This window comes from Natronococcus amylolyticus DSM 10524 (assembly GCF_000337675.1).
GTDB classification, from domain to species: Archaea; Halobacteriota; Halobacteria; order Halobacteriales; family Natrialbaceae; genus Natronococcus; species Natronococcus amylolyticus.
This window is the reverse complement of sequence record NZ_AOIB01000017.1, coordinates 40290-53489: the sequence shown is the minus strand read 5'-3', so window position 1 is coordinate 53489 and position 13200 is coordinate 40290. Positions and strand designations below refer to the sequence as shown.

At 66.1% G+C, this 13200-nt stretch carries 13 protein-coding genes; 6 read left to right on the top strand and 7 right to left on the bottom strand.

Annotated features, from left to right (window positions below):
- From C491_RS08080 to C491_RS08065, 4 genes are all read right to left on the bottom strand, one after another.
- Positions 1-768, bottom strand: a 768-nt coding sequence (locus C491_RS08080; protein ID WP_005555123.1) for an ArsA family ATPase, incomplete at its 3' end; no start/stop codon positions are given.
- A gap of 101 nt (positions 769-869) precedes the next feature.
- On the bottom strand, positions 870-1847 hold the full coding sequence (locus tag C491_RS08075) for an ABC transporter permease (RefSeq protein WP_005555121.1): 978 nt from the start codon (positions 1845-1847) through the stop codon (positions 870-872).
- Positions 1844-2764 (bottom strand): ABC transporter ATP-binding protein, encoded by a 921-nt coding sequence (locus tag C491_RS08070; protein ID WP_005555119.1) that lies wholly within the window; start codon positions 2762-2764, stop codon positions 1844-1846. The genes C491_RS08075 and C491_RS08070 overlap by 4 nt, the downstream gene beginning before the upstream one ends.
- An 87-nt stretch (positions 2765-2851) precedes the next feature.
- On the bottom strand, positions 2852-3109 hold the full coding sequence (locus C491_RS08065; RefSeq protein WP_005555118.1) for a hypothetical protein: 258 nt from the start codon (positions 3107-3109) through the stop codon (positions 2852-2854).
- A 150-nt stretch (positions 3110-3259) separates the two neighbouring features.
- Here C491_RS08065 and C491_RS08060 point away from each other — a divergent pair, with 150 nt between their 5' ends.
- Positions 3260-5023 carry an excinuclease ABC subunit C gene (locus C491_RS08060; protein WP_005555117.1) on the top strand — a complete coding sequence of 588 codons (1764 nt, stop codon included), beginning with the start codon at positions 3260-3262 and terminating at the stop codon, positions 5021-5023.
- Between the two features lie 8 nt (positions 5024-5031).
- On the opposite strand, the gene C491_RS08055 is transcribed toward C491_RS08060, so the two are convergent.
- Entirely contained in the window at positions 5032-5541 is a 510-nt protein-coding gene (locus C491_RS08055) for a hypothetical protein (RefSeq protein WP_005555116.1), read from the bottom strand.
- Between the two features lie 132 nt (positions 5542-5673).
- Here C491_RS08055 and yciH point away from each other — a divergent pair, with 132 nt between their 5' ends.
- The 3 genes from yciH (at position 5674) to nrfD (ending at position 7969) form a co-directional block, all read left to right on the top strand.
- Positions 5674-5970 carry a stress response translation initiation inhibitor YciH gene (gene yciH, locus C491_RS08050; RefSeq protein ID WP_049891613.1) on the top strand — a complete coding sequence of 99 codons (297 nt, stop codon included), beginning with the start codon at positions 5674-5676 and terminating at the stop codon, positions 5968-5970.
- A gap of 67 nt (positions 5971-6037) precedes the next feature.
- Positions 6038-6520: a GNAT family N-acetyltransferase gene (locus C491_RS08045; RefSeq protein WP_005555114.1), complete on the top strand. Its 483-nt coding sequence runs from the start codon at positions 6038-6040 to the stop codon at positions 6518-6520.
- Positions 6521-6607: 87 nt separating this feature from the next.
- Positions 6608-7969 (top strand): NrfD/PsrC family molybdoenzyme membrane anchor subunit, encoded by a 1362-nt coding sequence (gene nrfD / locus C491_RS08040; protein ID WP_005555113.1) that lies wholly within the window; start codon positions 6608-6610, stop codon positions 7967-7969.
- Between the two features lie 28 nt (positions 7970-7997).
- Here the strand turns inward: nrfD and uvrB are convergent, their stop codons facing one another.
- Positions 7998-10052, bottom strand: a complete 2055-nt coding sequence (gene uvrB / locus C491_RS08035; protein WP_005555112.1) for an excinuclease ABC subunit UvrB — start codon at positions 10050-10052, stop codon at positions 7998-8000.
- Between the two features lie 121 nt (positions 10053-10173).
- Between uvrB and C491_RS08030 the strand changes: the two genes are divergently transcribed.
- On the top strand, positions 10174-11394 hold the full coding sequence (locus C491_RS08030) for an outer membrane protein assembly factor BamB family protein (RefSeq protein ID WP_049891608.1): 1221 nt from the start codon (positions 10174-10176) through the stop codon (positions 11392-11394).
- Between the two features lie 91 nt (positions 11395-11485).
- Here the strand turns inward: C491_RS08030 and C491_RS08025 are convergent, their stop codons facing one another.
- Positions 11486-12499 (bottom strand): DUF4397 domain-containing protein, encoded by a 1014-nt coding sequence (locus C491_RS08025; RefSeq protein ID WP_005555110.1) that lies wholly within the window; start codon positions 12497-12499, stop codon positions 11486-11488.
- A 217-nt stretch (positions 12500-12716) separates the two neighbouring features.
- Between C491_RS08025 and C491_RS08020 the strand changes: the two genes are divergently transcribed.
- Complete coding sequence (locus tag C491_RS08020; protein ID WP_005555108.1) at positions 12717-12986, top strand: DUF7553 family protein; 270 nt, start codon at positions 12717-12719, stop codon at positions 12984-12986.
- The last annotated feature ends 214 nt before the right edge of the window (positions 12987-13200 follow it).

The window sequence follows — 13200 nt, the reverse complement described above, 5'->3', positions numbered from 1 at the left end:
TTTCTCGACGAGGCGTTCGGATTCGGCGATCGCCATCCCCTCGGGCGTAAGGACGACCCGGAACTCCGTCCGCTCGGTGTCGAGCAGCAGCTCTCGGGAGCGCTCGAGACGATCCCGGAACGCCTCGAGGTCGGCCCCGTCTCCGCTCCCCCCGAACATCGACATCGGACCCAGCACCGCCGAACGGGCCGCAGTGCCGATCCGTCTGGCCTGCCCGCGAAGCGAGCCGAGCGTCTCGAGGAACGGGCCCGCCACCGCGGGCGTGTCGAACAACCGCAGCGTGTGGCCCGTTGGCGCGGTGTCGAAAACCACGACGTCCCAGTCGCCCGAGTCGACGTACTCCACCAGAAGGTCCAGTGCGGCGATCTCGTCGCCGCCCGCGGGCGTCCCGGCGGCGAAGATCCGCTCGACCTCCTCGTCGTCGAGCCGGATGCCCGCGCTGCGCAGGTCGGCCGCGAGCGCCCGTGCGAGCTCCTCGTAGCGCTCCTGGCGCGTCTCGGGATCGATTTCGGCGGCCCAGAGGTCGGCCGCGTCCTCGAGTTCGGCCTCGCCATCGGAGTCGGTCTCGAGGGAGGGTTCGGCTCCCCGCTCGAGTTTTCGGGGCTCGGGACCGAGATCGGCCTCGAGGGAGTCCGACAGCGAGTGTGCGGGGTCCGTCGAGACGACGAGCGTCTTCAATCCGCCGTCGGCCAGTTGGGTCGCCGTCGCGGCCGCGCAGGTCGTCTTCCCGACGCCGCCCTTGCCGCCGTAGAAGATACAACGTGTCATTCGGATTTGAGTACTGGCGGCGCGACCCTAAGTTTCCGGTCACGTCGCCGTGATAGTCTCGACATCAGAAAAATTTCGCTGACGATCGAATCGGCCGCCGCTCAGAGGTCGACCCGGTCGAACCGGTAGAGCGCGACGGCGATCGGGACGACGATCCAGAACACCAGGATCAGGAGCGCGAACCAGTCCTGCAGGAAGAAGGGAAGGTCGCCCCCGAACATCTCCTCGTTGAGCTGGGCCTGAAGCTCGATCATGTCGGTGTCCGTGACGAGCGTCAGCGTTCGGCCGTAGGCCTCCCCGGGATCGAGGTTCACGACGAAGTACACCCAGTCAGGGAGCCGCTCGAGTTCGACCTCCTGGCCCTGCATTTCGGTCGTGTAGCTGATCGTCTCGAAGAAGGGGATCCCTCGCTCGGCCAGCAGCGACGCGACGGACGTCAGCGCGTTCCAGACGACGTAGAAGAGGATGAAGACGCCGAACATCGCCGCGCCAGCGATCGTCGTCGACCGGGTCAGCGAGGACAGGGAGACGGCGATACTGGTGTAGGCGATTCCGTAGAGGATCGAGACTGCGAGCAGGCCGACGTAGTCGCCGACGTCGAACCCGCCGAGCAGGACGGCGACGACGGCCGCGGCGAGGACGAACCCGATGGTAAGCGACAGCGACAGCACCGCCGAGCGTCCGATGAGCTTCCCGAGCAGCACGTCCTTGCGCGAGTGGGGGAGGGAGAGCAGGATCTTGATACTGCCCGACTCGCGCTCGCCGGCGATGGCCTTCCAGCCCAGGATCAGCGCGATCAGCGGGATGATCAGCCGCGTGATCTCGCTGACGAAGCCGACGAGTACGTCGGTCGTCGCTCCCTGTGCCGCGATGTCCTCGCCGAAGTAGGAGACGACGCCCGTCGTCGCGACCAGCAGCGTGAAGAAAAAGAGGCTCAGTCCCCAGAACAGCCACGAGCGAACCGAATCCTGGAAGTCCTTCTTCGCGACGGCGCGAACGCTCTCGAGGTTGATCGAACTCGAGGGCGCCGTCGTCCCGCGGTCGGCCGTTCCGGTTTCCGTCTCGGACTCGGTACTCATCGGGCACCCACCTCCGTCGTGTAGGACTGGAAGACCTCCTCGAGCGACGCCTCGGAGGTCGAGAAGTCACGGACCTCAAGGCCCTGGTTCTCGAGCGCCGAGAGCACGTCCGTCTTCGAGCCGTCGACCCGGACCGCGAGCGTCGGCGGCGCCTCGCTCTCGACGGTGGCTTCGGAGACGTCGGGCAGCGAGCGAACCGCCTCGATGGCGTCGTCGTCGAGCCGATCGACGGTGACCCGTAACACCGTCCCGTCGCTGACCGACTCCCGCAGCCCCGCGACGGAGTCGACGGCGACCATCTCGCCCTCGCGGAGGATGCCGACGCGGTCGCAGACGGCCTCGACCTGCTCCATGATGTGACTCGAGAAGAAGACCGTCGCGCCGCGTTCGCTCTCCTGGCGGACGATCTCGCGCATCTCGCGGGCGCCGTTGGGGTCCAGTCCCGTGGAGGGCTCGTCCAGGATGAGGAGTTCGGGTTCGCCGACGAGCGCCATCGCGAGCATGAGCCGCTGGGCCATCCCCTTCGAGTAGCCGCCGGCCTTCTTGTCGATCGCGTCGGCCAGATCGACCCGCTCGAGCAGCCGTTGGGGGTCGTCGTCGACGCCCTTCGAGTCCATCGCGAACTCGAGGTGTTGGCGAGCGGTAAGTCGTTCGTAGGTCCGATACCCCTCGGGGAGCACCCCGGTCCGCGAGCGGATCTCGCGGCTGTGGGTCTGTGCGTCGAGTCCGAGCACCTCGACTCGTCCCGCCGTCGGACGGACGAAATCCAGAAGGACGTTGATCGTCGTCGACTTGCCGGCCCCGTTCGGTCCGAGGAAGCCGAACACCTCACCCTCCTCGACCTCGAAGGAGAGATCGTCGAGCGCGAGGGTCTGACCGTACGTCTTGGTCAGCCCGTCGACCGTGATAGCGGGCATGGTTGGTGGCCGAGTGAAGACACCGTTTCCCGATAAGGATTGCCACTCGGCGTAATATTCCTTTCCGGGACAGTGAAAAACGCCGAATCAGATCGGCTCGTCGGGATCGTAGTTCGACGCGGTTCGATCGGCCTCCGTCGCGTACCGGTCGCGGGTCTCCTCGTCCGCGACCCCCTCGAGCTTATCGGGCGTGAGCTCCTTCGCGGCCGTCACCCCCGACGCGGCCGACGCAGCCAGCTCCCGCCGATAGACCGACTCGCCGTCGGGCGTCGCATACGTTAGCGTCACCAGTCCCTTGTCGTCGTACTCGCGTTCGACCAGCCAGCAGCGGATCTCCTCGCTCATACCCCGGTCTGGTGGGTCCAGCACCGAGAATGTACCGCGTCCGCTCCGGCAGTCGGCTCGAACCGATCCCGAGTCGGAGCGATCGACGAGCCCGCCGCCCGTCGACCGCGAGGAGTCAGGCTGAAACCCCCCGCCGCCCTAGGCCCGCCGATGAACGCCGAGGGGGTTCGCGAGCGTGCGACGTCGTTGCCGCGGGAGCCGGGCGTCTACCAGTTTCGTACCGAGGGGACGACGCTGTACGTCGGGAAGGCAGTCGACCTCCGGAGCCGAGTTCGCTCCTACGCCGACCCGCGAAGCGCCCGCATCCGACGGATGGTCGATCGCGCCGACGAGATCGAGATCGCGGTCACCGACACCGAGACGCAGGCGCTGTTGCTCGAGGCGAACCTCATCAAGCGCCACCAGCCCCGGTACAACGTCCGGCTGAAAGACGACAAATCGTACCCGATGGTCCAGCTTACGGACCACGAGGCCCCCCGGATCGAGATCACACGCGATCCCGACGAGTCCGCCACGGTGTTCGGCCCCTACACAAGCAAACGACAGGTCGAGGTCGTCGTGAAGGCGCTGCGAGAGACGTACGGCGTCCGGGGCTGTTCGGACCACAAGTACTCCGGGCGGGATCGACCGTGTCTCGACTACGAGATGGGCCTCTGTACCGCCCCCTGCACTCGGGAGATCGACCTCGAGAGCTACGACGAGGACGTCACTGCCGTCGAGCGCTTCCTCGAGGGCGAGACCGGGATCCTCGCCGATCCGCTGCGCCGGGAGATGGAGACCGCCGCCCAGGACCAGAACTTCGAGCGCGCGGCGAACCTGCGGGACCGCCTCGAGACCGTCGAGGCGTTCCACGGCGAGGGCGGCGAGGCCGTCCAGTCGACCGGCGACGAGCGCGCCGTCGACGTGCTGGGCGTGGCGATCGAGGGGGGAGACGCCACGGTCGCCCGCCTGCGAGCCGAGAACGGGAAGCTCGTCGATCGGGACCGACACACGCTCGAGGCGCCCGGCTCGGAGCCGGGCGACGGCACCGACGCGATCGAATCGGGAGGCGTCCCCGCCGTCCTCGCGGCCTTCCTCGTCCAGTACTACGCCGAACGGGACCTTCCGGACGCCCTCCTCCTTCCCGAGCGCCACGGCGACGACGAGGTCGCGGCCTGGCTCGAGGCCGAAGGCGTCTCCGTTCGCGTCCCCGGCGCAGGTCGCGAGGCCAAACTCGTCGACCTCGCGCTCAAGAACGCCCGGCGCAACGTCGGCGGACGTGACGAGTGTGCCATGCTCGCCGACGCCCTCGAGATCGAGTCGGCCGAGCGGATCGAGGGGTTCGACGTGAGCCACGCCCAGGGGAAGTTCGCGGTCGGAAGCGACGTCACCTTCGTCGACGGCAACGCCGAGAAGGCCGACTACCGCCGGAAGAAACTCACCGACGAGAACGACGACTACGCGAACATGAAGACATTGCTCGAGTGGCGCGCCCGCCGGGCCATCCAGGGCCGAGACGATCGGCCCGACCCCGACCTGCTGCTGATCGACGGCGGCGAGGGCCAGCTCGAGGCGGCCCGCGACGCGCTCGAGGATGTCGGCTGGGAGGTGCCCGTCGTGGCGCTCGCGAAGGCCGAGGAGCGCGTGGTGACGCCCGACCGAAGTCTGTCGTGGCCGGACGACGCGCCCCACCTCCACCTCCTCCAGCGGGTTCGAGACGAGTCCCACCGCTTTGCGGTCCAGTACCACCAGACGATCCGTGACGACGTCTCGACGGTGCTGGACGACGTTCCCGGGATCGGTCCAGAGACGAGAAAGCGACTGCTCGGCCGCTTCGGCAGCGTCGAGAACGTTCGCGAGGCCAGTCCGGAGGATCTCCAGAGCGTCTCCGGAGTCGGCGAGAAGACCGCAGAGACGATCAAATCACGGCTGTAGCGACGGTGTCAGTAACGGATCGCGGCGTCGAGGATTCCGGCGGTCTGGCCGAGACCGACCGCGACGAGTCCCGCGACCGCGATCGAATCGGTGGCAGCGGCGACGCCGACCGCGTACGCGACCGCACCGAGGCCACAGGCCGCGGCTCCCCCGAGGTAGATCCACGTTCCCTTCGGGACGCGCCGTCCCGTGTCGACGAAGCCGACAGCCGGGAGGAGCATCCAGCCGAACAGTGCGATCCCTTGGAGGGGGGTGGCAACCGGCTCGAGCAGGAATCCCGCCGTTCCACACAGCGTCACGAACAGGCCGACGACGATGAGACGCCACCAGACGAGCAGCGTCCCGCGTCGCATATCCGATCGGCCGGTCACCGCGAACACGGCCAACAGCGCGCTCATGACGACGTGTGCGATGAACAGCGTCCGAACGGCGACGACGCCGAGATGCGCTGCGACGACGAACGTCCAGGCGAGCGGTACCAACACCGGCGGTCCGAGTTCGCGGGCGCGACGGAGCACGGCGAAGAGTCGTGTTCCGTCCGTATGAACCGTCGGGCCTCGAGCGGCGGACCACGAGGGTGTCGATCCTGACGATCGGCGGTCGTTCGATCCGGGGACAGGGTTTTGCGCTCCGACCCCGATTGGTACTACGTGTCTAACGACGAGTCGATCGACGATCTGCTTGACGAACTCGACAGCCACGGCGACCTCGAGGCGGCAGAACAGTTGCTGTCGATCCGCATGGAGAAGCGCCGGTACGGCAAACCGGTGACGATAGTTGAGGGGTTCGACCTGCCGAAGTCGGAGGTCAAGTCGATCGCCTCGGATCTCAAATCATCGGTGGGAACCGGCGGCACCGTCGACGAGGGACGGATCGAGCTGCAGGGCGACCACCGCGACCGCGTGCCGGCGCTGCTTCGCGAGCGCGGGTTCGACGTCGAAGCGTAACTTCGGTTGGATCGGTGCAACTCGAGTTGCGAGTATAGCTTTGGTCCTCGCTACCGTAGCGCGCGGCATGGAGATCAGACCGGCGACGGCCGACGACCGCGAATCGCTCCGCGAACTCGCCCGCGAGACCTGGCACGACACCTACGACGAACTCTCGAGCGAGGTCGTCGACGAGACGATCGACGACTGGTACGGCGACGAGGAGCTCGAGCGAGCGCTCTCGGAGCCCGGTACGGCGGTGCTCGTCGCCGAAAGCAACGGCGAGATCGCCGGCTTCACTCACGGCGTCGTGCAGGGCGAGGAGGGCGACGTCCTGCGGATGTACGTCCACCCCGACCACCAGCGTGAGGGAGTCGGCACGGCGCTCCACGACCGACTCCGCGAGGATCTCGAGGACTTCAACATGAGCCGGATGCGGGCGATCGACCTCGCCTCGAACGAGGGCGGTCGGGCGTTCTACGAGGAGCTGGGCTTCGAGCGAACCGGCGAGGGCGAGGTCGAGATCGGCGACGAGATGCGTCGGGAGGTGGTGTACACGCTCGAGCTGTAGCGATGTCGATCGCTTAAAGGGGTGCTTGCATGCTCACCGGTCGGATGGAAGTAACCGGTCGGCATGAGGGTGTGAAGAGTTAGCACAATGAGCACGAAAGCGCCTACCGAAGCGGACATTCTCCGCCCGATCAAGAACACCACGACGACGTACTTCATCCTGTTCGGCGTCGCCGGTTTGGCGCTCCTGATCTTTCTGATCGGCTGGGCCTACCAGCTCGCCGAGGGCCTGATCGTTACCGGCCTCTCGGACTGGGGGACTGGGGGTGGGGTTACCTGGGGCGTCTACATCGGGGCGTTCATCTGGTGGGTCGGGATCGCCCACGGCGGAATCATCCTCTCGGCGGCCGTCCGACTGCTGGGGATGGACCGGTACATGCCGGTCGCTCGACTGGCCGAACTCCTGACCATTGCGGGGCTCTCCGCGGCGGGCTTTTTCATCCTCGTCCACATGGGTCGGCCGGATCGTATGGTCACGAGCGTGCTCGGGCACTACCACATCACCGTCCACGCGTCGCCGCTGGTGTGGGACGTGACCGTCATCACGGCGTACTTCGTGCTGACGGCGACGTATCTCGGACTCACGCTCAGGTACGATGTCTCCCGACTGGGCGACCAGCTGCCGACTCGCTTCGAACCGATCTACAGGGGATTGACGATCGGCTACAGCGAGCGGGAGGACGAGATCGTCCAGCGGATGGTCTGGTGGCTCGCACTCGCGATCATCATCATGGCGCCGCTATTGCTTCACGGGGGCGTGATCCCGTGGCTGTTCGCGGTGTTGCCGACGTACCCGATCTGGTTCGGCGGCGTACAGGGGCCGCAGTTTCTCACCATCGCGCTGACCTCGGCGATCAGCGGCGTCATCCTGCTGTCGTTCGCCTTCCGCCGGGCCTACGACTGGGATCACATCATCACCGACGACGTCTTCCGGGGACTGCTGCTGTGGCTCGGCTTCTTCTGCCTGCTCTTTCTCTGGTTGCAGCTCCAGCAGAACGTGGCCGGCGGCTTCTTCGCGCCCGTGGACCTGGACGTCGCGGCGACCGCGCGGCTCGCACACCCGATCTACCTCCTCTCGATGGGGCTGGTCTTCGGCGTCCTCGCGTACATCTTCGCACAGACGATCCGACCGGCGCTGTTCTCCAAGGGAAGAGCCATCGCCGCGGCTCTTCTCGTGTTGTTCGCGACGCTGATCGAGAAGGTACTGTTCGTTGTCGAGGGCTTCTTCCACCCCAGCTTCGAGATCTACGGAGCGACGCCGGGAACGTACTTTCCGAGCCTGATCGAGTTCTCCTCGATCACGGGAACGATCGGGATGGTCGTCCTCTTCTTCCTAGGCGTCGCGAAGATCGTCCCGGTCGTCGAACTCCACGCGATCGAACACCTCCGCGGCGATCACGGCGAGCACGAGGCCCGTCCCGAACGCGCCGACCATACCGAACACGAGTAAAGACGTCTCGGAGGGGCGGGTGAGTTGTTCAGAACTCCTCGGCCGGTGGTGCGATCCCCTCGTCCTCGGTCTCGAGGGCGAACTCCTCGCGCACCTCTCGAATCCGATCCCGGATGTCGGCCGCCAGTTCGAACTCGAGGTTTCCTGCCGCCTCTTCCATCCGATCCTCGAGTTCCGCGATGTAGCGGGCGGCCTCCTCGTCGTCCTCGAGTTCGCGACCCGACACCTCGGTCGTGTCGGTCTTGCTCCCCGGGAGATTCGTCTCGCCGACCGCCTTGTCGATCGTCGTCGGCTCGAGGCCGTGTTCCTCGTTGTACTCCTGTTGAATCTCGCGACGTCGCTGAGTTTCCTCGATCGCCGACTCCATCGCGTTCGACGGGTCGTCGGCGTAGAGGACGACCTCGCCGTTGACGTTTCGGGCCGCACGCCCCATCGTCTGGACGAGCGTCGTCTCCGAGCGCAGGAACCCCTCCTGGTCGGCGTCTAGAATTCCCACGAGCGAGACCTCGGGAATGTCCAGCCCTTCCCGCAGGAGGTTGATCCCGACGAGGACGTCGATCTCACCCAGTCGAAGGGAGCGAATGATCTCGTGGCGCTCCAGGGTGTCGGTCTCGTCGTGCATGTACGCAACGTCGACGCCGGACTCCTCGAGGTACTCCGTGAGGTCCTCGGCCATCCGCTTGGTGAGCGTCGTCACGAGGGTCCGCTCGTCGCGTTCGATGCGCTCGTTGATTCGGTCCATCAGGTCGTCGACCTGGCCGCTGGCGGGCGAGACCTCGATCTCGGGGTCGACGAGGTGGGTCGGGCGAACGATCTGTTCGACGATCTGATCGCTGTGCTCGCGCTCGTAGTCGCCCGGCGTCGCGCTCACGTAGAGGGTCTGGTCAGTCTTCGCCTCGAACTCCTCGAAGGTCAGCGGGCGGTTGTCGTACGCCGTCGGCAGCCGGAAACCGTTCTCGACCAGCGAGTCCTTCCGGGACTTGTCGCCGGCGTACTGACCCCGGACCTGGGGGAGGGTCACGTGGGATTCGTCGACGACGGTGAGGAAGTCGTCGGGGAAGTAGTCGAGCAAGGTGTAGGGCGCCTCGCCGGACTCCCGATCTGAAAGGTAGACCGAGTAGTTCTCGATCCCCGAGCAGTAGCCCGTCTCCTGCATCATCTCGAGGTCGAACGTGGTCCGCTCCTCGATGCGCTGGGCGGCGAGCATGTCGCCCTGGCGCTCGAAGTACGAAATTCGCGAATCGAGGTCGTCGCGGATCTCGTCCATCGCCCGCTCGAGTTTCGTCTCCGGAATGGAGTAGTGTTCTGCTGGGTGGACGAGCACGGCCTGCTGTTCACCCTGGGTCTCGCCCTCGAGGGGGTCGACCTTGACCATGCGATCGATCTCGTCGCCCCAGAGTTCCACCCGAACGGCGTAGCGACCGTACATCGGGTAGATCTCGATCGTGTCGCCCCGGACCCGGAACGTGCCCTGCGTGAAGTCGACGTCGTTGCGCTCGTAGTTCAGGTCGACGAGCCGCGCCAGTAGCTCGTCGCGCCCGGTCTCCTCGCCGACCTCGAGTCGCATCGACATGTCGATGTAGTTACGCGGGTCACCGAGGCCGTAGATCGCCGACACCGAAGCGACGACGATGACGTCCTCGCGGGTTAGCAACGAACGGGTCGCGGAGTGGCGCAGGCGGTCGATCTCGTCGTTGATCGAGGCGTCCTTGTCGATGTAGGTGTCGGTCTGCTCGACGTAGGCTTCGGGCTGGTAGTAGTCGTAGTAGGAGACGAAGTACTCGACGGCGTTGTTCGGAAAGAGGCTCCGGAACTCCTCGTAGAGCTGTGCCGCCAGCGTCTTGTTGTGGGCGATCACGAGGGTCGGCTTTTGGATCTCCTCGATCGTCCACGAAACCGTGTTTGTCTTGCCCGACCCCGTCACGCCGAGCAGCGTCTGCTTGTCCGCACCCGACCGGAACCCCTCGGCGAGCTCCTCGATCGCCTCGGGCTGGTCGCCCGCGGGGTCGAACGGCGCGTCGACCTCGAACGGCTGGGCGGCCTCGGGACGGTCCGGCTGGAGGGGACCTCGAGAGTCACTCATCATCTGAATCACGGACTCGACACACTTGACGCGCTCGCATGCACCGCGCGGGCGCCCGTGAGATCTCGAGCGATCCGCGAGGACCCGAAAGGCTATACCGCGAACGTGTAGTGGCGGTGATATGCCATCCAGACGTGCCGTGCTCGCGACGGGAGCGTCGGCCGGGCTGGCCGCCGTCGCGGGCTGTCTCTCGAGCGGGCACTCGTTCAGCACGCTCGAGACCGATCCGGACAGCTGGCGGCTCTCGCGGTACGACCTGCAGAACACGGGCCACAACGCCGACGCGACCGTTCCCGACGAGCCCGTGGAGCGCTGGCGGGTTGAACTCGATTCGCCGGGTCGCGACGTCGGTGGACTCGCCGTCAGCGAGGACGTCGTCGTCGCGGGCAGCGAGGCGGAGACGAGTCAGAGTCTCGTCGCGCTCGAACGGGACGACGGAAGCGGTCGGTGGGAGGACGAGGACGCCGACGTCGCCGCGATCGCACTCGGCGACGACACAGTGTACACGACGGCAGAGGACGGAGACGTCGCCGCCTACGATATCGAAACGGGTGAACGAGACTGGGAGACCGCCGGGGAGAGCGGATCGACATCTCACGGCGTGTGGCTCCACCTCGACGGCGAGACGCTCTACCGGGGAGACGACGGCCGCCTCACCGCGTACGACGCCGACTCGGGTGAGGAACGCTGGCGTCTCTCAGGGTACGGGGCGAGCGCGATCGACGGCGATCGGCTGCTGCGGGGGAACGCGGGACTCACCGCGTACGAGTCCCCGACGGAATCGGTACGGTTCGACGACGGCGAGCCGGAGCCGCGCTGGGAAGCGTCGGGTGAGGGTCATGGAACGTTCCCCGTCGTCTGGGAGGATCGAGTTTTCGTCGGCGCCCGCTACTGGTCGCTCGACGACGACTCCGCGCGGCTGCAGGCCCATCGGCTCGACGACGGCGAGCTCGAGTGGGAACGCGAGTTCCCTGGCGCCTACGTCACCTCACCGGTAATCGTCGGCAACCGAGCGATCTTCCACGTCGGTCGCGGCGGCTGGGACGACAACACCGATGAGCCGAGTGTGCTGATGGCGGTCGATCGCGAGGGGACGATCGGCTGGGAGCTCGAGACCGAATGGGAACGACCGATCCTGGCTGCCGCGGGAGAGACACTTCTCGTCGGCGGTGACGCCGACGACACCGGTCTCGTCGCGATCGATCCAACGGACGGCGAGCGCCGATGGGAGCGCGGTCTCCAGGGAGACAGCGTCCAGGTCGCCAGCGCGTCGGCGCTCGCGCCGGTCGACGGCGAGCTGTTCGTGGGGACCGGACACAGCCACGTCGTCGCCTACGGTTGAGCTGCCGGGATCGAAGGGGTCGAAAACCGGACGAAGGAGCTCGGGTCGCTCGACGGGAGACTGCCGGATCGGCCCGTCGCCTACTGGTCAGCTAGCACTGGTGGTCCGGTGCCGCTTTCTTTCCGTTGGCCGCGTCCTTGCCGTTCGCGGCTTCCTTCTCATCGACGCCGTTCTTTCCGTCGGCCGGCTCCTTCTCCTTGGCCGCGTCGTCGTGGGCCTCATCTTTACCCTTCTCGTCTACTTCCTTCTCATCCTCTTTCTCGTCGACCTCCTTCTCATCCTCTTTCTCGTCGACCTCGTCCTTCGGGGCCTCGTCCTCGTGATCGTCTTCCGGCTCTTCTTCCTCCGCGTCAGCCGCCGGCCCGTCGACGACGAGTTCGACGGTGAATTCGCGGTCGGCGAACTCCTCGGGTGGCTCGAGGTAGCCGATCGCGTACCCCGTCGTGATCGACTCGGCCTCGAGTTCGACGTCGAACGACGCCACTTCCTCCTCTTCACCTGCGGGACGGACCGAAAGGGTGTACGCACCGGCGGGGACGGCGAGGTACTCCGAGACGTCCTCGAACTCGACACCCTCGACCAGCGGCTCCTCGTCGGCGTAGATGTCGACGGCGGGGGCGTCGGGCGAGAAGTGTGCGACACGGACGAACGCCGCGTCGTCCTCGGCATCCTCTGGCAGGGGCTCGGCGTCGACCAGGATCTCCGGCCGGAACGTCTCGGCCTCGAGTTCGCCGATCGCGGCGATCGTGGCGAACCCCTCGGCGACCTCGACCTCGTCCTCGAAGACGACGGCTTCGGGGTCGCCGGCCGCCGTGATCGCGACGGTGTAGGTTCCGGGCTCGAGTTCCAGGTACGGCGAGACGGCGCCGTAGGGAACGTCCGCGAGCACCTGCTCGTCGTCGACAAGGATGTCGACGTTCGGCGCGTCGGGCGAGAAGTGAGCGACGCGAACTGCGGCGGAGACGGCAGCCGGTTCGTCGGCTGCGTCGTCTGCCGGTCGTTCATCGTCCTCGTGTTCGCCTTTCGCGAAGACGGTACCGCTGGTTGCACCCAGTCCACCCGCTACAGCTATCGCTTTTAGCGTCGTGCGTCGTGATACGGACATTTGCAACCGTAGCCGGGAAGCGGGACGGGAAAAAGCCGTTAGTCAGTACTCGAGGAACTCTCGACATTATCGTCGGCAACGATCGTGTACGGGTACCCTACAGAAAGAAGCTGCCGGATACACGATCCGTGAACGCCGGCCGCGACGGCGACCCACTCCTCATAGCGGGGCTGATGTCTGGCCAACCGTTATGAGTCGGACCGTCATGGAGTGAGGTATGGCTCAAGAACTGACGCAGGTACGCGACGATCTCGAGAAGGCGGCCAAGACAGCAGACGACGACGGTCTCCGCGAGGATATCCGTGAGTACGTCAACACGTTCGAGGATTACACGGTCGGCGACCACGAGCCGGACCACGCGCTCATGGACGAGCATCTGAACGGAGTGCGACAGCTCAGTGAGCGCGCCGAGGGTGATACAGAAGAACATCTCGAAAGTGCTCTCGAGACCGCCGAAGAGTACCGCGAAGGTCTCGAGCAGGCCTGAACTGCCGCTCTCGGAGCGTTCGATCCGTGACGTCGACGTCAGTCGTTTCCGTCGATCGGGTCCTCGAACCCGTACTGTTCAAACCGGCTGATAACGAGCTGGGATGCCCATTCTCGTCGGCGACCTGGGGAACATTTCCTCGAAAATTTCCGTAGGCAGGGATGCCAACATCTCGAAGAACTATGCGCCGAGTCACTAACCGACCGTCACTCGG

Excerpts from the sequence above, each read along its gene's own strand:
- C491_RS08025 (WP_005555110.1), bottom strand. The coding sequence starts at position 12,499 with ATGTCCGTATCACGACGCACGACGCTAAAAGCGATAGCTGTAGCGGGT.
- C491_RS08045 (WP_005555114.1), top strand. The coding sequence starts at position 6,038 with ATGGAGATCAGACCGGCGACGGCCGACGACCGCGAATCGCTCCGCGAA.
- uvrB (WP_005555112.1), bottom strand. The coding sequence starts at position 10,052 with ATGAGTGACTCTCGAGGTCCCCTCCAGCCGGACCGTCCCGAGGCCGCC.
- C491_RS08065 (WP_005555118.1), bottom strand. The coding sequence starts at position 3,109 with ATGAGCGAGGAGATCCGCTGCTGGCTGGTCGAACGCGAGTACGACGAC.
- C491_RS08030 (WP_049891608.1), top strand. The coding sequence starts at position 10,174 with ATGCCATCCAGACGTGCCGTGCTCGCGACGGGAGCGTCGGCCGGGCTG.
- C491_RS08020 (WP_005555108.1), top strand. The coding sequence starts at position 12,717 with ATGGCTCAAGAACTGACGCAGGTACGCGACGATCTCGAGAAGGCGGCC.
- C491_RS08075 (WP_005555121.1), bottom strand. The coding sequence starts at position 1,847 with ATGAGTACCGAGTCCGAGACGGAAACCGGAACGGCCGACCGCGGGACG.
- C491_RS08060 (WP_005555117.1), top strand. The coding sequence starts at position 3,260 with ATGAACGCCGAGGGGGTTCGCGAGCGTGCGACGTCGTTGCCGCGGGAG.
- C491_RS08070 (WP_005555119.1), bottom strand. The coding sequence starts at position 2,764 with ATGCCCGCTATCACGGTCGACGGGCTGACCAAGACGTACGGTCAGACC.
- nrfD (WP_005555113.1), top strand. The coding sequence starts at position 6,608 with ATGAGCACGAAAGCGCCTACCGAAGCGGACATTCTCCGCCCGATCAAG.